This is a genomic window from Hallella seregens ATCC 51272 (genome assembly GCF_000518545.1).
GTDB classification, from domain to species: Bacteria; Bacteroidota; Bacteroidia; order Bacteroidales; family Bacteroidaceae; genus Prevotella; species Prevotella seregens.
In genome coordinates, this window is sequence record NZ_JADU01000001.1 from 28,704 (window position 1) to 47,942 (window position 19,239).

The following is a 19,239-nucleotide window of genomic DNA, read 5'->3' on the forward strand; positions in this document are numbered from 1 at the left end:
TTAAAATCGCTACCTTTGTCATGTCTGTCTTACAAAATAAAAGTCTAATGAATATAGAGCAAAGATTATCTGATTTGAGGGAGGTGATGCGGCGTGAAGGAATAGATGCCTTTGTGTTTCCGAGTACCGACCCGCACAACAGTGAGTACGTTCCAGACCGGTGGAAAGGACGCGAGTGGATCAGTGGGTTCAATGGGTCGGCTGGTACGGCGGTTGTGACCATGTGTTCTGCAGCTTTGTGGACCGACAGCCGTTATTTTCTTGCTGCTGCCGAACAGCTCCAGGGAACAGAGTTTCAATTGATGAAACAGAAAGTACCGGGTACTCCCACCATTACTGATTGGCTCGGCCAGCAGTTGAAAGAGTATAATGGGGCTGTGGTAGGTATGGACGGTATGGTGAATTCGGCAGAGCGCGTAGAGAGTTTGGCCGAAGAATTGCGTCAACAGGGTGGCATCACAGTGCGCACCAACTTTGATCCGTTGTTCTTTATCTGGAAAGACCGTCCTCAGATTCCGAAAGGCAAGATAGAGATACAACCCATGGAATATGCTGGGGAATCGGCCCGATCGAAACTTGCACGCATTCGCCAGGCTTTGCGCAAACGACATATTGACGGTATGCTGGTGTCGGCACTGGATGATATTGCCTGGACGCTGAACGTGCGCGGTGACGATGTGCATTGTAACCCTGTGGTGGTGAGCTATTTGCTCATCAGCCCAGAAGAAACCGTCTTGTACTGTCCGTTAAGCAAACTGACACCCAAAGTGGAGGCTTATTTGGCAGTAGAGGGTGTGCAGACGGCTGCTTATGAGGAGGTGGTTCAGGGATTGAAAAATTACTTTGCATATAATATTCTGCTCGATCCAGAAGAAACCAACTATACGCTTTCTCAGGTGAGCGGGCGGGCGAAAGTGGTGCGTGGGACATCACCCATCCCGGAGATGAAAGCTGTGAAGAACGAGGTGGAAATTCAGGGATTTCGTCGGGCTATGCTGCGTGACGGAGTGGCGATGGTGAAATTCCTGAAATGGCTCAAGCCGGCTGTGGAGGCTGGAGGGCAGACAGAACGGTCGATAGATCGGAAGCTCACATCTCTGCGCGCAGAACAGCCTCTTTTCCGCGGTGTCAGCTTCGATACCATTGCAGGGTATGGCCCTCATGGCGCTATCGTGCATTATGAGGCAACTCCCGAAACGGATATGCCTTTGGCCCCTCGTGGACTACTGCTGCTCGACAGTGGCGCGCAATACCAAGATGGAACGACGGATATTACCCGCACCATAGCATTGGGGCCACTCACGGCAGAGGAGCGCCATGTCTATACGTTGGTGCTGAAAGGGCACATTCAATTGCAACTCTGCAAGTTTCCAGCCGGGGCTTGTGGCACACAGTTGGACGCGCTGGCACGTGCGGCCATGTGGCACGAGGGGCTGAATTATCTGCATGGTACGGGTCATGGTGTAGGCTCCTACCTGAATGTGCATGAAGGTCCTCACCAGATTCGTATGGAATACAAACCAACGCCTTTGCAGCCCGGCATGACTGTGACCGATGAACCGGGGCTCTATTTGGCTGGACGATTTGGCGTGCGCACGGAGAACATGCTGCTTGTTACGTTCTTTAAAGAGACGGAATTCGGCTCGTTCCTGCAGTTTGAACCGCTTACACTTTGCCCTATTGATATTGCACCAATCAATTTGAACGAACTGTTGCCAGAGGAGATCGATTGGATCAATTGGTACCATGACCGGGTGTATGCAGAACTAGCCCCACACCTTGATGTTGAGGAACAGGCATGGCTGAAAGGGGCAACACGGAAAATCTGCAGAAGTGAATCTGGGATGTAGTCATACAGAGTAGGGTCGTTTACTTATATATAATAAGGTGTAGGTCTTTGTTGGAAGCAAATGTTGTGGCTTGTGTCCGGCTGCTGCTTGTTACGCGATGTATGATAAAAGCCGCTAAATATTTGGTTGTTAGAAAAATAAGCCGTAATTTTGCAGTCGCGAATAGTGGCGTTATACCCTTTCGCCAAGTTACATCATAAAATTTTAAAACCAAGACAAAATGATTATTGTACCCGTTAAGGATGGTGAGAACATCGAAAGAGCACTCAAGAAGTTCAAAAGAAAGTTTGAAAAGACTGGTGTCGTGAAAGAACTCCGTGCACGTCAGCAGTTCGACAAGCCTTCTGTCTTGAAGCGCTTGAAGATGGAACACGCTATCTACGTACAGAAACTGCGTCGCGAGGAAGAGTAATTTTTCCCCGGAAAATTTGGTAGTTTAAATTAATTTCTGTATTTTCGTTGCCAGAAACATCGTGTAAACGAGATGGATGCAACGCCAGATGATGATTGAAGGATTCTTGGACTATCTGCGGTATGAGCTTCGTCGTTCTCCGTTGACAGTGAAAAACTACGCGGATGATCTGCGGGCTTTTGAGAGATTCTTCAAGAATTTGAACGGACAGATCTCTTGGGAGTCTGTGGATGGCGATGTCATTCGGGACTGGATGGAGAGCATGATGGATCGGGGAAACCGGGCTGCAAGTGTCAATCGGCGCCTGTCAGCTTTGCGTTCTCTGTATCATTTTGCGCTGGTTCGCCATTTGATAGACAAAGACCCTGCCCATGGTATTGAGGCTCCCAAAAGGGAGAAGCCTTTGCCACTGTTCTTGAAAGAGAACGACATGGACAGATTGCTGGACGAGACTGCTTGGGGAACGGATTATGTAGATGTGCGCGATCGTACTATTATTATGACGTTTTACGAGACAGGTGTTCGGTTGTCAGAGCTGATAGGTTTGACCGATGGAGACATTGACTGGACTGGTCGTCAGTTAAAGGTAACTGGCAAGGGGAACAAGCAGCGCATCATACCTTTTGGAGAAGAATTGAGTGAGGCATTGTCTCATCTTATCCAAGTGCGAGATAGCGAAGTGGAGTCATTGGACGATGCGCTCTTCTTGACGAGTCGAGGCCGGAGAATGTCGCAGTCCCAGGTGCGTTCTGAAGTTAAACGACGGCTTGCGGGGGCTTGTACATTAAAAAAATTGTCGCCCCATGTGTTGCGTCATACTTTTGCCACGGCAATGCTCAATCACGGTGCAACTATAGAAAGCGTCAAGCGGCTGCTGGGACATGAGAGTGTCTCTACGACGGAGATATATACTCATACCACCTTTGAGCAGTTGAAGCGAGTATATCAAGATGCCCATCCGAGGGCGTGAGTCTAACCTTTAAAACAACGGAGGTAACTATGGAAATTAAGATCCAGTCGATTCACTTCGACACTACTGAGAAATTGCAGGCGTTCATCGAGAAGAAGACCGCCAAGTTGGAAAAATCATTTGAAGACATTCGGAAAGTAGAGGTGCAATTAAAAGTTGTCAAGCCTGCCACTGCATTAAATAAAGAAACCAGCATGTCGGTTACCGTACCAGGCGGGAACCCGCTCTTTGTAGCGAAGACATGTGATACGTTTGAGGAGGGGGTCGACCAGTGTGTCGACGCGATGCGTGTGCAACTTGAGAAATTCAAGGAAAAATTGAGAAGCCATTGAAATTTTCCTCGAAAAGTTTTGGGGATAAAAAAATAAGTAGTATCTTTGCAGCCGTTTTACAACGAGTCCTAAGACAAGTCGCAAGTGGCTGCAGGATACGCCTCTTTAGCTCAGTTGGCCAGAGCACGTGATTTGTAATCTCGGGGTCGTTGGTTCGAATCCGACAAGAGGCTCCTCTGTATGGGAGACATTGTTGAGAAAAAAGGGTGGTTACCAGAGTGGCCAAATGGGGCAGACTGTAAATCTGCTGGCTCTTGCCTTCGGTGGTTCGAATCCATCACCACCCACTTCTTTCTATGGAAGATGGAAATTGCGGAAATAGCTCAGTTGATAGAGCACTAGCCTTCCAAGCTGGGGGTCGCGGGTTTGAGCCCCGTTTTCCGCTCAAAATGTTTTGCTGTAATAGCTCAGTGGTAGAGCACTTTCTTGGTAAGGAAGAGGTCCTGAGTTCAACTCTCAGTTACAGCTCTTTGCTTCTTGTCCTATAATAAAATAGCACGGAAGAAAAACTGGTATCATTCATTGATTATTTAATTTATTATAATAAAAAAGTAAAGCTATGGCTAAAGAGACGTACGTGCGCACCAAACCGCATGTTAACATTGGTACAATTGGTCATGTGGACCATGGTAAGACTACTCTGACTGCTGCCATCTCTCTGACGCTGCACGAGCGTCTGGGCACTGGTGAGGATGTGAAGTCTTTCGATCAGATTGACAACGCTCCGGAGGAAAAAGAGCGTGGTATTACCATTAATACGGCCCATATTGAGTATGAGACGGCAAAGCGTCACTATGCGCACGTGGACTGTCCGGGTCACGCCGACTATGTGAAGAACATGGTAACTGGTGCTGCCCAGATGGACGGTGCTATTCTTGTGGTAGCTGCTACTGATGGTCCTATGCCTCAGACTCGTGAGCACGTGTTGCTCGCCCGTCAGGTAAACGTTCCCCGTCTGGTTGTCTTCTTGAACAAGTGTGATGACCCTGAAGTTGATGAGGAAATGATCGACCTCGTGAAGATGGATGTTACCGACCTGCTTACCTCTTATGGTTACGAGGAAGATACTCCTATCATCGTAGGTTCTGCACTTGGTGCACTGAACGGTGTGCAAAAGTGGCAGGATAGCGTGATGGAGCTGATGGATACTGTTGACAATTGGATCCAGGAGCCGGTGCGTGAGGTTGACAAGCCTTTCTTGATGCCTGTTGAGGATGTGTTCTCTATCACAGGTCGTGGTACGGTTGCTACAGGTCGTATTGAGACAGGTAAGTGTCACATTGGCGATGAGGTTCAGCTACTTGGTCTTGGTGAAGACAAGAAATCGGTTATCACAGGTGTTGAGATGTTCCGTAAGACTCTTCCCGAGGGTGAGGCTGGTGACAACGTAGGTCTTCTTCTCCGCGGTATCGACAAGGAGGAGGTAAAGCGTGGTATGGTTGTCGTGCATCCGGGTGCTATCACTCCTCACGATCACTTCAAGGCTTCTATCTACGTTCTGAAGAAAGAAGAAGGCGGTCGCCACACTCCGTTCGGCAACAAGTATCGTCCTCAGTTCTATCTTCGCACCATGGACTGCACAGGTGAAATTACTCTTCCTGCTGGCGTAGACATGGTAATGCCTGGTGACAACGTTGAGATTGAAGTTACTCTGATTTATCGTGTCGCCTTGAATGAGGGTCTTCGTTTTGCAATCCGTGAGGGTGGTCGTACGGTAGGCTCTGGCCAGATTACGGCAATCCTCGATGATGTGAAAGAGGCTTAACAAGCTAATATGAGAGCAAAGTAAAGCTCAAATATAAGGGTCTCCGCAACTGCGGTTACGGAGACTTTCTTACGGGTTTAGCTCAGTTGGTAGAGCACTGGTCTCCAAAACCAGGTGTCGAGAGTTCGAGTCTTTCAACCCGTGCCAAAAAAAGATAATATGCTTAAGAAAATAGTAAATTATTGCAAGAATAGTTACGACGAACTTGCGCATAATACTACTTGGCCGACTCGTGTCGAACTTACTCATAGTGCGATGATTGTATTATCTGCTTCCCTTGTCATCGCATTGGTTGTGTTCGCAATGGATTTCGTGTTCAAGAACCTGATGGGAATCGTTTACCCAGGTTAATTCATCAAGAAAATGGCTGAAACAGGAAAGAACTGGTACGTAATGCGTGCAGTTAGCGGAAAGGAAGCTAAGTTGAAAGAATACATCGAGGCTGAATTGAAGCATAACACGTTACTTGCTGATCATGTTTTCCAGGTGTTGATACCCATGGAGAAGCATGCTGCTGTCCGTAACGGAAAGAGAGTTGAGAAAGAGAAGATTTCTCTTCCCGGCTATATTTTTGTTCAGGCAGAGCTTGTGGGTGACGTGGCTGCAACGTTGCGTTTTATGCCTAACTGCTTAGGATTTCTTGGTGGCTTGGATAACCCGAACCCAGTGCCTCAGTCGCAGATTAATCGTATGATTGGTGCTGCGGAAGAAAGTGAGATTGATAACGAAGTGTCAATTCCTTACGTTCTTGATGAGACAGTGAAGGTGATGGACGGTCCGTTCTCAGGCTTTGAAGGTGTGATTGAAGAAGTCAATCCGGAGAAGCGTAAACTGAAAGTCATGGTCAAGATCTTCGGACGTAAGACTCCGTTGGAGCTTGGTTTTATGCAAGTCGAAAAAGTTGCAGAGTAGTTGTTACGGGCTTTCTGTACTTTTTATACGTTACATTTATTTATATTTAGAAAGAAATGGCTAAAGAAGTTGCTGGATTAATCAAATTACAGATTAAAGGAGGCGCTGCAAATCCCTCGCCACCCGTAGGCCCTGCATTGGGTTCTAAGGGTATCAACATTATGGGATTTTGCAAAGAGTTCAACGCCCGTACCCAGGATAAGGCCGGCAAGGTATTGCCAGTTGTTATCACTTACTACACAGACAAGTCATTCAGCTTCGTAATCAAGACTCCTCCTGCAGCTATTCAGTTGAAAGAAGCCGCTAAGGTAAAGTCTGGTTCTGGTCAGCCCAACCGTAAGAAAGTTGCCTCTGTGACCTGGGAACAGGTTAAGGCAATAGCCGAGGATAAGATGACAGATTTGAACTGCTTTACTGTAGAGAGTGCCATGAAACTTGTTGCTGGTACTGCTCGTAGTATGGGTATCACGGTTAAAGGGGACTTCCCTGAATAATATTAAACTTCAATTTAAGTAAGTAAAATGAGTAAACTGACAAAAAATCAGAAATCAGTAGCTGAGAAGGTTGAAGCAGGGAAGACATATACGTTGAAAGAGGCTGCAGAGTTGGTGAAGGAAATTACCACCACCAAGTTTGATGCTTCTCTTGATATTGATGTGCGCTTGGGAGTGGATCCGCGCAAGGCTAACCAGATGGTTCGTGGTGTGGTTTCTCTGCCCAATGGAACTGGTAAGACCGTACGTGTGCTCGCGCTCTGTACCCCTGATCAGGAGGCCGCTGCTAAGGAAGCTGGTGCTGATTACGTGGGTCTTGATGAATATATCGACAAGATTAAGGGTGGCTGGCTTGACATTGACGTGATCATTACGATGCCATCTTGCATGGGCAAAGTGGGCCCGTTGGGCCGTTTCCTCGGTCCTCGCGGTTTGATGCCTAACCCCAAGAGCGGTACGGTGACCATGGATGTAGCCAAAGCCGTCAAGGAGGTAAAGCAGGGTAAGATTGATTTCAAGGTAGACAAGGCTGGTATTATCCATTCTTCTATCGGTAAGGTCTCTATGACTACTGAACAGATTTATGGCAATGCCAAGGAGTTTATCAATACAATCATTCGCCTGAAGCCGGCCGCAGCCAAGGGTACATACCTGAAGAGTATCTTTATTTCAAGTACGATGAGTAAGGGTATTAAGATTGATCCTAAATCAGTTGAATAACTCCAAAAGTTTGGTAAAATGAAGAAAGAAGTAAAAGATACTATTATTGTTGACCTTGGTGAGAAGCTGAAGAAGTATCCTCATTTTTATCTGGTAGACGTTACTGGAATGAATGCAAAGGCTACGAGTTCACTTCGCCGCAAGTGTTTCAAGCAGGAGATCAAGATGGTTGTTGTGAAGAACAAACTTCTCCACAAGGCATTTGAAGCTTCTGATGTTGATTTCTCCGATCTTTATGGTGTGCTTAAGGGCAATACAGCTGTTCTCTTTGCAGAGACTGCCAATCTGCCTGCCAAGCTGCTGAAAGATAAGGATGTTGAAAAGGCTGGTGTTCCCTCTCTGAAGGCAGCTTATGCAGAAGAAGGCATCTATGTGGGTGCTGACAAGCTTGACGAGCTGGCTTCTATCAAGAGCAAGAACGAGGTCATTGCAGACATCGTTGCCCTCTTGCAGTCTCCCACAAAGAATGTGGTTTCTGCACTCCAGTCAGGCGCAAACACTATTCATGGTGTGCTGAAGACTTTAGGCGAGCGTCCTGAGTAAATCCTTATAAAGTCGAAATTGTTTTTAACGCAAATAATAAAATTTTAGAATAAAATGGCAGACGTAAAAGCTATTGCAGAAGAGTTAGTAAATCTTACTGTTAAGGAAGTGAATGAGTTGGCAACAGTCCTGAAGGACGAGTATGGTATCGAGCCCGCCGCTGCAGCTGTTGCTGTGGCTGCCGGTCCGGCTGCTGGTGGTGCTGCTGCCGCAGCCGAGGAGAAGACATCTTTCGATGTTGTCCTCACTGACATCGGTGCTACAAAGCTTCAGGTGGTTAAAGCCGTGAAGGAGGCTTGTGGTCTCGGTCTGAAAGAGGCCAAGGCTCTCGTTGAAGGTGCTCCCGCTACCATCAAGGAAGGCGTTTCCAAGGACGAGGCCGAGAGCCTGAAGAAGGCTATTGAAGAGGCTGGTGCCAAGGTAGAGCTTAAGTAATTCAGTCTCTGTACTGATTCATACACATAAACAGTTAGGATTTGCCCAGTCGGTAAGTCCTAACTTTTTTGTGTCTTTATAGTTTTTTCTCTTTTATGCCCGATAGGGGCAGTAGGTATTATACCAATAATTATCATTTATGTCAAACATTATTAATAACAGAGAAAACTTTGCCAGCGTTCAGAATCCGTATCCCTACCCGGATTTTTTGGATGTTCAGCTGAAGTCGTTCAAAGATTTCCTGCAGTTAGATACTCCGCCTGAGGAACGCAAGAATGACGGTCTGTATAAGGTGTTCGCAGAGAACTTCCCTATCACCGACACGCGTAATAATTTTGTTCTTGAGTTCTTGGATTACTATATTGATCCGCCGCGCTACACTATCGACGAGTGTTTGGAGCGCGGACTGACGTACAGCGTACCCTTGAAGGCCAAGATGAAACTTTACTGCACGGATCCTGAGCATGAGGATTTCGGCACGTTCATTCAGGATGTTTTCTTGGGAACGATTCCCTACATGACGGACAACGGCACCTTTATCATCAATGGTGCCGAGCGTGTTGTTGTGGCCCAGCTCCATCGCTCGCCGGGTGTTTTCTTCGGCCAAGGCGTTCATGCCAACGGTACCGTGCTCTACAGTGCGCGCATTATTCCGTTCAAGGGTTCCTGGATAGAGTTTGCCACTGATATTAATAATGTGATGTATGCTTACATCGATCGCAAGAAGAAGTTGCCGGTTACAACACTTCTTCGTGCCATCGGTTATGAGAGCGACAAGGAAATTCTTCAGATTTTCGATCTTGCAGAGGAAATTAAGGTCAACAAGAAAAACCGTAAGGAACTTGTCGGCCGCAAACTTGCTGCACGCGTGCTGAAAAGCTGGAATGAAGATTTCGTAGACGAGGACACGGGTGAGGTGGTGACTGTTGAGCGCAATGAGGTGATTCTTGAGCGTGAGACGGAAATCAATGAGGAGAATTTCGAGGAAATCCTTGGGAGTGGAACCTCTACCGTGCTTGTGCACAAGGATGCCGAGGCTGCCAGCAAATTCGATATTATCTTCGAGACTCTGAAGAAAGATACCAGTAACTCCGAGCGTGAGGCAGTGAACTACATCTATCGCCAACTGCGCAATGCCGACCCGGCAGATGATGCCAGCGCACGCGAGGTGTTCCAGAACCTGTTTTTCTCGGACAAGCGCTACGACCTCGGTGAGGTTGGACGTTATCGCATCAACAGGAAGTTGGGCGAGAACATCGACATGGACACGCGCGTGCTGACCAAGGAGGATATTATTGAGATTATCAAGTATCTCATCAAGCTCATCAACTCCAATGCAACGGTTGATGATATTGACCACCTGTCTAACCGCCGTGTCCGCACGGTGGGCGAGCAGTTGGCCAACCAGTTCTCAATCGGACTTGCCCGAATGAGCCGCACCATTCGCGAGCGTATGAACGTGCGCGACAATGAGGTGTTCACCCCGACCGACCTCATCAATGCCAAGACCATCTCCAGTGTTATCAACTCATTCTTCGGAACCAACCCGCTGAGTCAGTTCATGGATCAGACCAACCCGCTGGCAGAGGTGACACACAAGCGTCGTCTTTCCGCCCTGGGCCCGGGCGGTCTTTCTCGTGAGCGTGCCGGCTTCGAGGTGCGCGATGTGCACTACACCCATTACGGCCGTCTGTGTCCCATCGAGTCGCCCGAAGGCCCGAACATCGGCTTGATTTCCTCGCTCTGTGTGTATGCCACCATCAACGAACTTGGCTTCATCGAGACCCCATACCGCAAAGTCGCCGATTCCACGGTTGATTTGAACAATGACGACGTGGTCTATCTCACGGCCGAGGAAGAGGAGGGCAAGTTGATTGCACAGGGCAATGCACCGCTGAATTCCGACGGTAGTTTCATCCGTAGTTTCGTGCATTGCCGTTTTGCAGCCGACTTCCCTGTGGTGAATCCGGATGAGGTGAATCTCATGGACGTGTCTCCCCAGCAGATTGCTTCTGTCAGTGCCAGCTTGATTCCGTTCTTGGAGCATGACGACGGTCACCGAGCCTTGATGGGATGCAACATGATGCGTCAGGCTGTGCCTTTGTTGCACAATGACGCCCCCATTGTGGGTACCGGACTGGAGAAACAAGTCTGCGAAGACAGCCGCACAATGATTACGGCCGAGGGCGAAGGTGTCATCGAATACGTGGACGCCACAACCATCCGTATCTTGTACGACCGTACCGAGGAAGATGAATTCGTCAGCTTCGAGCCGGCCTTGAAAGAATACCGCATACCGAAATTCCGTCGCACCAACCAGAACATGACCATTGACCTGCGTCCGATTTGCAGCAAAGGCCAGCGTGTGAAGAAGGGCGACATTCTCACCGAGGGCTATGCCACCGAGAACGGCGAGCTTGCCTTGGGCCGCAACCTGCTCGTGGCCTACATGCCATGGAAGGGCTACAACTATGAGGATGCCGTGGTTATCTCAGAGCGCATGGTACGTGAGGACGTGCTTACCTCCGTGCATGTGGACGAGTATTCGCTCGACGTGCGCGAGACCAAGCGCGGCGTGGAAGTGTTCACCAGCGACATTCCCAATGTGAGCGAGGAAGCCACCAAGGACCTTGACGACAACGGTATCATCCGTGTGGGAGCCCGTGTCGAACCGGGCGACATCATGATTGGCAAGATTTCGCCCAAGGGCGAGAGCGACCCCTCGCCCGAGGAGAAGTTGCTCCGCGCCATCTTCGGCGACAAGGCCGGCGACGTGAAGGATTCTTCACTCAAGGCCAACCCGTCACTGAGCGGTGTCGTTATCGACAAGAAACTCTTTGCACGTGCCGAGAAGACCCGCGAGTCGAAGCGTCAGGACAAGGTGTTGCTTCAGAAGATCGACGAGGAGTATGAGGCCAAGGGCGACGAGCTGAAGAACATGCTTGTGGACAAGCTGCTCACCCTGACCGAAGACAAGACCTGCCAGGGCGTCAAGGACTACACCGATGCCGAGATTATCACCAAGGGCAGCAAATTCACGGTGGCAGCACTCAAGAACTTGGAGTACGACGGCATCCAAAGCAACGGATGGACCGACGACGACCACACCAACGGCATGATACAGAAGCTCATCATGAACTATATCCACAAGGCCAAGCAGCAGGCTGCCGAGCTGAACCGTCGCAAGTTTGCAATCACCATCGGCGACGAGCTGCCCTCCGGCGTGCTCAAGATGGCCAAGGTGTACATTGCCAAGAAGCGCAAGATTCAGGTGGGCGACAAGCTCGCCGGTCGCCATGGCAACAAGGGCATTGTGTCCAAGATTGTACGTGCGGAGGACATGCCGTTCCTGGAGGATGGCCGTCCCGTAGACTTGGTGCTTAACCCCATGGGCGTGCCTTCGCGTATGAATCTCGGGCAGATCTTCGAGGCTATTCTTGGCGCCGCCGGCCGTAGGCTCGGCAAGAAGTTTGCCACTCCGATTTTCGATGGTGCCAAGCTCGACGACCTGAAAGAATGGACCACCAAGGCAGGCCTGCCCAATCTCTGTTCCACCTATATCTACGATGGTGAGACGGGCGAGCGTTTCGACCAGCCGGCCACGGTGGGTGTCACCTACTTCCTGAAGCTCGGCCACATGGTGGAGGACAAGATGCACGCGCGTTCCATCGGCCCGTACTCGCTCATCACGCAGCAGCCGCTCGGCGGTAAGGCGCAGTTCGGCGGCCAGCGTTTCGGAGAGATGGAGGTCTGGGCCCTTGAAGGCTTCGGTGCCAGCCATGTGCTGCAGGAGATGCTCACCCTCAAGAGTGATGACGTGACCGGCCGTTCCAAGGCCTACGAGTCCATCGTGAAGGGCGACCCCATGCCCACTCCTGGCATCCCCGAATCTCTCAATGTGCTTCTCCATGAGCTCCGCGGCCTTGGACTGAGCGTGAAGTTGGATTAATAAGAATATTGAACAGTTAGAAATATGGCTTTCAAAAAAGATACAAAGGTAAAGACTAATTTCACCAAGATTACCATTACTCTTGCCTCTCCGGAAGAGATTAAGGAAAATTCGTTTGGTGAGGTCACCAAGCCTGAGACGATTAACTACCGTACCTACAAGCCCGAGCGCGACGGTCTCTTCTGCGAGAAGATTTTCGGTCCCACCAAGGACTATGAGTGCGCCTGTGGCAAGTACAAGCGCATCCGTTACAAGGGTATCGTCTGCGACCGTTGCGGTGTGGAGGTGACAGAGAAAAAGGTGCGTCGCGAGCGCAGCGGACATATCGAGCTGGTCGTGCCCGTGGCCCACATCTGGTATTTCCGTTCTTTGCCCAACAAGATAGGCTATCTGCTGGGCTTGCCCACCAAGAAGCTCGATTCCGTCATCTATTATGAGAAGTACATCGTCATCCGGCCGGGTGTGCTGGCTGGTGCCAAGGATATAGACGGCGTGGAGGACCTGAACGGTTCCCACAAGTTCGACCTGCTGTCCGAGGACGAGTACATCGACATCATAGACAACAAGCTCGACCCCAACAACGATTTGCTGGAGGATTCCGACCCCAACAAGTTTGTGGCCAAGATGGGTGCCGAGGCGGTGCTCGACCTGCTGGGCGACCTCGACCTCGACTCGCTGAGCTATGAGCTTCGCGACCGCGCCAACAACGACTCCAGCCAGATGCGCAAGACCGAGGCCTTGAAGCGTCTGCAAGTGGTCGAGGCATTCCGCAGCTCCACGGCCGTGAACAAGCCCGAGTGGATGATTATGAAGATTATTCCGGTCATCCCGCCCGAACTGCGTCCGCTCGTTCCGCTGGACGGCGGCCGTTTCGCCACGTCCGACCTGAACGACCTCTATCGCCGCGTCATCATCCGCAACAACCGTCTGAAGCGCCTCATGGAGATCAAGGCCCCCGAGGTCATTCTCCGCAACGAGAAGCGCATGCTTCAGGAGGCCGTTGATTCCCTCTTCGACAACAGCCGCAAGGCCAGTGCCGTGAAGAGCGAGTCCAACCGTCCGCTCAAGTCGCTCTCCGATTCTCTCAAGGGCAAGCAGGGACGTTTCCGTCAGAACCTGCTTGGCAAGCGTGTGGACTATTCCGCCCGTTCGGTCATCGTCGTGGGTCCCGAGCTGAAGATGGGCGAGTGCGGTCTGCCCAAGCTGATGGCAGCCGAGCTCTACAAGCCGTTCATCATCCGCAAGCTCATCGAGCGCGGCATTGTGAAGACCGTGAAGAGCGCCAAGAAGATCGTGGACCGTCGCGAACCGGTCATCTGGGACATTCTGGAGAATGTGATGAAAGGCCATCCCGTGCTTCTCAACCGTGCCCCCACGCTGCACCGTCTGTCGGTGATGGCGTTCCAGCCCAAGCTCATCGAGGGCAAGGCCATCCAGCTTCATCCGCTGGCCTGCACGCCGTTCAACGCCGACTTCGACGGCGACCAGATGGCCGTCCATCTGCCCCTGAGCAACGAGGCTGTGCTCGAGGCCCAGGTGCTGATGCTCCAGAGCCACAACATCCTCAACCCGGCCAACGGCGCACCCGTCACCGTTCCTTCGCAGGACATGGTGCTCGGTCTGTACTACATCACCAAGATTCGTCCGGGCGCCAAGGGCGAGGGACTCACGTTCTACGGCCCCGAAGAAGCCATCATCGCCCACAACGAGGGACGCTGCGACGAGCACGCCCAGGTGAAGTGCATGGTCGACGACGTGATCGACGGCAAGCCCGTCCGCCACATGGTCGAGACCTCCGTGGGCCGCATCATTGTCAACGGCATCATCCCCTCCGAGATAGGCTTCTTCAACGGGGTTATCTCCAAGAAGTCGCTCCGCGGCCTGATTGCCAGTGTGATCACTTCCGTGGGCATGGCCCGCGCCTGCTCGTTCCTCGACGGCATCAAGAACCTGGGTTACCGCATGTCTTATGTGGCCGGCCTTTCGTTCAACCTCGACGACATCATCGTGCCTGAAGAAAAGACGGAGATTGTGCAGAAAGGTCAGGACGAGGTCGACGAGGTGACCTCCAACTTCGACATGGGTCTCATCACCGACAAGGAGCGTTACAACCAGGTCATCGACGCCTGGACCCACGTCAACGATAGGCTGAAGAAGGCCGTCATGAAGCACATGACCGAGGCCGACCAGGGCTTCAATGCCGTGTACATGATGCTCGACTCCGGTGCCCGAGGCTCTGCCGACCAGATTGCCCAGCTTGCCGGCATGCGCGGCCTGATGGCCAAGCCGCAGAAAGCCGGTGCCGAGGGCAACTCCATCATTGAGAACCCCATTCTGAACAACCTCAAGGAGGGCATGTCCGTGCAGGAGTACTTCATCGCCTCTCATGGCGCCCGCAAGGGTCTGGCCGACACCGCCATGAAGACGGCCGACGCCGGATATCTCACCCGCCGTCTGGTCGACGTGTCGCACGACGTCATCATCAACGAGGAAGACTGCGGCACGCTGCGTGGCCTGGAGTGCCGTGCCCTGAAGGATGGCGACGAGGTCATCTCCATGCTGTCCGAGCGCATCCTCGGCCGTGTCTCCGTCCACGACGTGATCAATCCCCACACCAACGAGGTGATTGTGCAGGCCGGCGAAGAGATTACCGAGCCCAAGGCCCAGGCCATCGAAGACGCACAGATCGAGATGGTCGAGATTCGCTCGGTGCTCACCTGCGAGAGCAAGAAAGGCGTCTGCCGCAAGTGCTACGGCCGCAACTTGGCCACCTCGAAGATGGTGCAGATGGGCGAGGCCGTCGGCGTCATTGCCGCCCAGGCCATCGGCGAGCCGGGCACGCAGCTCACGCTCCGCACTTTCCACTCCGGCGGTGTGGCCGAGAATGCCGCGGCCAATGCCAGCATCCGTTCCAAGTACGACGCCCGCCTGAAGTTCGACGGTCTGCGCACCGTTCCCTATGTGGACAAGTCGGGCGAGACCGAGGTGGACTGTCAGATGGTGGTGAGCCGTCTGGCCGAGGTCCAGTTCATCGACCCCAACACGGGCATCGCCATGGCCACCCACAACGTGCCCTACGGCAGCTCCCTGTTCTTCGGCAACAACGACGTGGTGAAGAAGGGCGACGTGGTGTGCAAGTGGGACCCGTTCAATGCCGTGATTGTCAGTGAATATGCCGGTACGCTCCGTTTCCGCAACGTGGTCGAGGGCTCCACCTACAAGGCCGAGACCGACGAGACCTCGGGCATGACCGAGCGCATCATCATCGAGTCGCGCGACCACAACGCCGTGCCCATGGTCGACGTGCTCGACGCCAAGGGTGAGGTGCTCGGCACCTACAACTTCCCCGTGGGCGGCCATATCGCCAACATCGAGGACGGCCAGACCATCGCCACCGGCACCACGCTGGTGCGCATCTCCCGTTCGGTGTTCAGCGCCGGTGGCATCACCGGTGGTCTGCCCCGTGTCACCGAGCTCTTCGAGGCCCGCAACCCGTCCAACCCCGCCGTGGTTTCCGAGATCGACGGCGAGGTGTCCATGGGCAAGCTCAAGCGTGGCAACCGCGAGATTGTCGTCACCTCCAAGACGGCCGAGCAGCGCAAGTATCTCGTGCCCCTGTCGCGCCAGATTCTGGTGCAGGAGCACGACGCCGTGCGGGCCGGCACCGCACTCTCCGACGGTGAGGTCACGCCGAGCGACATCCTGGCCATCCAGGGCCCCACGGCCGTGCAGGAGTACATCGTCAACGAGGTGCAGAACGTGTACCGACTGCAGGGTGTGAAGATCAACGACAAGCACTTCGAGATCATCGTGCGCCAGATGATGCGCAAGGTGCGCATCGATGACCCGGGCGACACCATCTTCCTGGAGCAGCAGCTCGTCGACAAGCTCGACTTCGGCGAAGAGAACGACCGCATCTGGGGCAAGAAGGTGGTCATCGACGCCGGCGATTCCGACACGCTCCAGAAAGGCCAGATTGTGACGGCCCGCAAGCTGCGCGACGAGAACTCCTGCCTGAAGCGCCGCGACCTCAAGCCCGTTCAGGTGCGCGAGGCCGTGCCCGCCACGTCCACCCAGATTCTCCAGGGCATCACGCGTGCCGCCCTCGGCACCAAGAGCTTCATGAGCGCCGCCTCCTTCCAGGAGACCACCAAGGTGCTCAACGAGGCTGCCATCCGTGGCAAGATAGACCATCTGGAGGGCATGAAGGAGAACGTGATTTGCGGCCACCTCGTCCCCGCCGGCACGGGCATGCGCCAGTGGGATCGGCTCATCGTCGGTTCCAAGGAGGAATACGAGCGCATGGAGGCCAACAAGAAGAACGTGCTCGACTATGCCGACCCGGTGGCAGCCGAGTAAATTGATCCGACATACATTTCAATGCGAGAGGCCGCAACCCTGCAGAGGGCTGCGGCCTCTCGTTTTTTCGTGGCGGCACCCCGTTCTTGCCCGCCTCCCCCCAATGTTGCCCTTGGTGGCATTGTTGCCCGCCTCCTCGATGTTGCCCATCATGGCGTTGGGACAGGCATGGGCCATGGGACACGACCGCGGTTCATAAGAAAACGGCCCGAAAACCCGATTTTTCTTTCAGCATACGGGAAAATGCAAACATTTTTTGCTATATTTGCCGTGTCGATGCCGCTTGCGTGCGTGCGGTTCCGCAACACCGTGTAGGAAGATGCCGGGAGGCCTTTGGGAAGTTCCGCAAGGAAGAAAAACAACGCTGGAGGGCTTGCGGGGTTCCCGCAAGCGTCAAGGGAAAGCCTTTGAGGCCTTTGGGAAGTTCCGCAAGGAAGAAAAACAACGCCGGAGGGTTTGCGGGGTTCCCGCAAGCGTCAAGGGAAAGCCTTTGAGGCTTTCGGGAAGTCCCGCAAGGAAGAAAAACAATGCCGGAGGGCTTGCGGGGTTCCCGCAAGCGTCAAGGGAAAGCCTTTGAGGCCTTTGGGAAGTTCCGCAAGGAAGAAAAACAACGCCGGAGGGCTTGCGGGGTTCCCGCAAGCGTCAAGGGAAAGCCTTTGAGGCCTTTGGGAAGTCCCGCAAGGAAGAAAAGTAACGCCGGAGGGCTTGCGGAAGCCCCGCAAGCATGAAAGGAAAGGATTTGAAACTTGCGGGAAGCAACAAGGGCATGGCAGACAAATGGAAGAAAACATCGGCAAACGCCGGTGAATGTATAACTTAAACTACTGAAAAAATGAAAGAAATTGCAAACATTGACCTGTCGAGAATGAACAACGGCGCGCATTTCCAGTTCGTCAAGACCGTGGGCACGCGTGTGGAGCAAGAGGATGTCATTGTTAACAACAACCTGGCCAAGAAAGCGGTCGAAGCCTTTCTGGCTGCCATCAAGGAGGAGGACCGCTGCCTGGCCCTCTCGCAGAAGAGCCTACTCACCGACGACATCGCCACTGCCGACCGCGAGCGCGACACGCTCTTCTCGGGCTACCGCGCGGCGGTGAAAGGATTCCTGAACATGCCCGTGCCCGACATGGCCAAGGCCGCCAAGGAGCTGTTACAAGACCTGAAAGACTACAGGATAGACCCCGACATGCAGCTGGAGCGCGAGACGGGCCTCATCACCAACCTGGTGCAGGACTGTGAGAAAAAATACGCGGCGCAGGTGACGAAGCTCGGGCTGACGCCCTACATCACCGCCCTGAAAGCGGCCAATGCCAAGGTGGAGAGCCTGCTGGTGGAGCGCACCGAGCACAAGGCCGAGCAGGTGCTCGGCGCCCTGCGAAAGGCCCGCATGGCCACGGACGAGACCTACCGCATGGTGGTCAAGACGGTGAACGCACTGGCCCTGCTCAGCGCCACGCCCGACTACGACGCGTTCATCGACTTCATGAACGAGCTCATCACCCGCTACAAGCAGGAAGTGCTGGCCTCCGGCAAGAAGCCGGCTCCCGGCCCCTCGTCGGCCAAGGGGCAGCTCGCCCGCCTCATCCCCGCGTTCGAGACGGCGCAGGGCCTCGCCGCCGGCACGCTCTCGTATGCCGGCCACACGGCCAAGCTGCTCGACGGCACGAAGCTCTACCTGCTCTACGTGGACGGCAACCCCGACAAGTTCGTCTGGGTGAAGATCGACGGCGACCGGCTGGCCAAGGTCGACTACGTGGCCGGGGCCGGCAAGCCGGGCGGCGTGAAGTAGAAAAAGTATAAAGCTCCTCACAAATGAGGAGCTTTTCTAATTTCGTGACATGTTGTTTCTTGAAAATGGTTAATTTTGCAACACATCTATTCATCAAACATATGAATTTACGTAAGCTGTTGCATTGGAAAATAACGCTAACCTATCGGCAGAAGGTTACAGGAGTTGTCGTGGGCGGAACGATAATGGGCTTGGGTTTGTTGTTTGCCTATATGTTGCGTTTACACACCTATGTTGCGGGTGACGATCCGGGAGCTTGTGTGAATTGCCATATCATGTCGCCCTATTATGCCACATGGGCACATTCGTCACATGGACGAGATGCCACCTGTAATGATTGCCACGTGCCCCATCAGAACATCTTCAAGAAGTATTTCTTCAAGGGGATGGATGGGATGAAGCATGTGGCTTATTTTGTGACCAATTCCGAAAGTCAGGCCATTATGGCTGAAAGCGGATCGGCCAATGTCATCATGGACAACTGCATCCGGTGTCATGCGCAGCTCAATCAGGAGTTTGTCAAGACCGGGCGCATCACTTATATGCAGGCTAAACGTGGCGAAGGCTTGGCTTGTTGGGACTGTCATCGCAATGTACCTCATGGTGGAATGAACGGATTGGCCAAGACTCCAAATGCCGAAAGCCAAGTGCCGCTCCCACCAAACCCTGTGCCGGAGTGGTTGCAAAAGGCCTTGGGGCATTAGGATTC

15 protein-coding genes and 5 tRNA genes are annotated in these 19,239 nt (G+C 52.9%); all 20 read left to right on the plus strand.

Features of this window, described 5'->3' with window-relative positions; all coding sequences use genetic code 11:
- Positions 1 to 47 precede the first annotated feature (47 nt).
- Entirely contained in the window at positions 48 to 1,850 is a 1,803-nt protein-coding gene (locus tag L888_RS0100125) for an aminopeptidase P family protein (protein WP_027951415.1), read from the plus strand.
- Positions 1,851 to 2,070: 220 nt separating this feature from the next.
- Complete coding sequence (gene rpsU, locus L888_RS0100130; RefSeq protein ID WP_005844212.1) at positions 2,071 to 2,262, plus strand: 30S ribosomal protein S21; 192 nt, start codon at positions 2,071 to 2,073, stop codon at positions 2,260 to 2,262.
- Between the two features lie 88 nt (positions 2,263 to 2,350).
- Positions 2,351 to 3,232, plus strand: a complete 882-nt coding sequence (locus L888_RS0100135; RefSeq protein ID WP_027951416.1) for a tyrosine recombinase XerC — start codon at positions 2,351 to 2,353, stop codon at positions 3,230 to 3,232.
- 29 nt (positions 3,233 to 3,261) lie between these two features.
- Positions 3,262 to 3,564, plus strand: a complete 303-nt coding sequence (gene hpf, locus L888_RS0100140; protein WP_005844208.1) for a ribosome hibernation-promoting factor, HPF/YfiA family — start codon at positions 3,262 to 3,264, stop codon at positions 3,562 to 3,564.
- A 99-nt stretch (positions 3,565 to 3,663) separates the two neighbouring features.
- Positions 3,664 to 3,737 (plus strand) — tRNA-Thr (locus tag L888_RS0100145).
- A gap of 31 nt (positions 3,738 to 3,768) precedes the next feature.
- Positions 3,769 to 3,851, plus strand: a tRNA-Tyr gene (locus L888_RS0100150).
- Positions 3,852 to 3,876: 25 nt separating this feature from the next.
- A tRNA-Gly gene (locus tag L888_RS0100155) sits at positions 3,877 to 3,949 on the plus strand.
- Positions 3,950 to 3,960: 11 nt separating this feature from the next.
- Positions 3,961 to 4,032, plus strand: a tRNA-Thr gene (locus tag L888_RS0100160).
- Between the two features lie 91 nt (positions 4,033 to 4,123).
- Positions 4,124 to 5,329 carry an elongation factor Tu gene (tuf, locus tag L888_RS0100165; protein ID WP_005844206.1) on the plus strand — a complete coding sequence of 402 codons (1,206 nt, stop codon included), beginning with the start codon at positions 4,124 to 4,126 and terminating at the stop codon, positions 5,327 to 5,329.
- A 71-nt stretch (positions 5,330 to 5,400) separates the two neighbouring features.
- Positions 5,401 to 5,476, plus strand: a tRNA-Trp gene (locus tag L888_RS0100170).
- A gap of 12 nt (positions 5,477 to 5,488) precedes the next feature.
- Positions 5,489 to 5,680: a preprotein translocase subunit SecE gene (secE, locus tag L888_RS0100175; protein ID WP_027951417.1), complete on the plus strand. Its 192-nt coding sequence runs from the start codon at positions 5,489 to 5,491 to the stop codon at positions 5,678 to 5,680.
- 12 nt (positions 5,681 to 5,692) lie between these two features.
- Positions 5,693 to 6,241 carry a transcription termination/antitermination protein NusG gene (gene nusG / locus L888_RS0100180; protein ID WP_005844202.1) on the plus strand — a complete coding sequence of 183 codons (549 nt, stop codon included), beginning with the start codon at positions 5,693 to 5,695 and terminating at the stop codon, positions 6,239 to 6,241.
- A gap of 56 nt (positions 6,242 to 6,297) precedes the next feature.
- On the plus strand, positions 6,298 to 6,735 hold the full coding sequence (rplK, locus tag L888_RS0100185; RefSeq protein ID WP_005844201.1) for a 50S ribosomal protein L11: 438 nt from the start codon (positions 6,298 to 6,300) through the stop codon (positions 6,733 to 6,735).
- A 27-nt stretch (positions 6,736 to 6,762) separates the two neighbouring features.
- Positions 6,763 to 7,455, plus strand: coding sequence for a 50S ribosomal protein L1 (rplA, locus tag L888_RS0100190; protein ID WP_005844200.1), 693 nt, complete (start codon positions 6,763 to 6,765; stop codon positions 7,453 to 7,455).
- Positions 7,456 to 7,473: 18 nt separating this feature from the next.
- Positions 7,474 to 7,998, plus strand: a complete 525-nt coding sequence (gene rplJ, locus L888_RS0100195) for a 50S ribosomal protein L10 (RefSeq protein WP_027951418.1) — start codon at positions 7,474 to 7,476, stop codon at positions 7,996 to 7,998.
- 54 nt (positions 7,999 to 8,052) lie between these two features.
- Complete coding sequence (gene rplL / locus L888_RS0100200) at positions 8,053 to 8,433, plus strand: 50S ribosomal protein L7/L12 (protein WP_005844198.1); 381 nt, start codon at positions 8,053 to 8,055, stop codon at positions 8,431 to 8,433.
- 139 nt (positions 8,434 to 8,572) lie between these two features.
- Complete coding sequence (rpoB, locus tag L888_RS0100205) at positions 8,573 to 12,382, plus strand: DNA-directed RNA polymerase subunit beta (RefSeq protein WP_027951419.1); 3,810 nt, start codon at positions 8,573 to 8,575, stop codon at positions 12,380 to 12,382.
- Between the two features lie 24 nt (positions 12,383 to 12,406).
- Positions 12,407 to 16,741, plus strand: coding sequence for a DNA-directed RNA polymerase subunit beta' (rpoC, locus tag L888_RS0100210; protein ID WP_027951420.1), 4,335 nt, complete (start codon positions 12,407 to 12,409; stop codon positions 16,739 to 16,741).
- A gap of 832 nt (positions 16,742 to 17,573) precedes the next feature.
- Positions 17,574 to 18,530 carry a DUF6261 family protein gene (locus L888_RS0100220; protein WP_027951421.1) on the plus strand — a complete coding sequence of 319 codons (957 nt, stop codon included), beginning with the start codon at positions 17,574 to 17,576 and terminating at the stop codon, positions 18,528 to 18,530.
- Between the two features lie 101 nt (positions 18,531 to 18,631).
- Entirely contained in the window at positions 18,632 to 19,234 is a 603-nt protein-coding gene (nrfH, locus tag L888_RS0100225) for a cytochrome c nitrite reductase small subunit (protein ID WP_027951422.1), read from the plus strand.
- Positions 19,235 to 19,239: the final 5 nt, after the last annotated feature.

What these genes read in the sequence shown, in the direction of transcription:
- rpoC (WP_027951420.1), top strand. Translation starts at nt 12,407, where the DNA reads ATGGCTTTCAAAAAAGATACAAAGGTAAAGACTAATTTCACCAAGATT.
- L888_RS0100220 (WP_027951421.1), top strand. Translation starts at nt 17,574, where the DNA reads ATGAAAGAAATTGCAAACATTGACCTGTCGAGAATGAACAACGGCGCG.
- rplK (WP_005844201.1), top strand. Translation starts at nt 6,298, where the DNA reads ATGGCTAAAGAAGTTGCTGGATTAATCAAATTACAGATTAAAGGAGGC.
- L888_RS0100135 (WP_027951416.1), top strand. Translation starts at nt 2,351, where the DNA reads ATGATGATTGAAGGATTCTTGGACTATCTGCGGTATGAGCTTCGTCGT.
- tuf (WP_005844206.1), top strand. Translation starts at nt 4,124, where the DNA reads ATGGCTAAAGAGACGTACGTGCGCACCAAACCGCATGTTAACATTGGT.
- rpoB (WP_027951419.1), top strand. Translation starts at nt 8,573, where the DNA reads ATGTCAAACATTATTAATAACAGAGAAAACTTTGCCAGCGTTCAGAAT.
- nusG (WP_005844202.1), top strand. Translation starts at nt 5,693, where the DNA reads ATGGCTGAAACAGGAAAGAACTGGTACGTAATGCGTGCAGTTAGCGGA.
- rplJ (WP_027951418.1), top strand. Translation starts at nt 7,474, where the DNA reads ATGAAGAAAGAAGTAAAAGATACTATTATTGTTGACCTTGGTGAGAAG.
- secE (WP_027951417.1), top strand. Translation starts at nt 5,489, where the DNA reads ATGCTTAAGAAAATAGTAAATTATTGCAAGAATAGTTACGACGAACTT.
- L888_RS0100125 (WP_027951415.1), top strand. Translation starts at nt 48, where the DNA reads ATGAATATAGAGCAAAGATTATCTGATTTGAGGGAGGTGATGCGGCGT.
- rpsU (WP_005844212.1), top strand. Translation starts at nt 2,071, where the DNA reads ATGATTATTGTACCCGTTAAGGATGGTGAGAACATCGAAAGAGCACTC.
- nrfH (WP_027951422.1), top strand. Translation starts at nt 18,632, where the DNA reads ATGAATTTACGTAAGCTGTTGCATTGGAAAATAACGCTAACCTATCGG.
- rplL (WP_005844198.1), top strand. Translation starts at nt 8,053, where the DNA reads ATGGCAGACGTAAAAGCTATTGCAGAAGAGTTAGTAAATCTTACTGTT.
- rplA (WP_005844200.1), top strand. Translation starts at nt 6,763, where the DNA reads ATGAGTAAACTGACAAAAAATCAGAAATCAGTAGCTGAGAAGGTTGAA.
- hpf (WP_005844208.1), top strand. Translation starts at nt 3,262, where the DNA reads ATGGAAATTAAGATCCAGTCGATTCACTTCGACACTACTGAGAAATTG.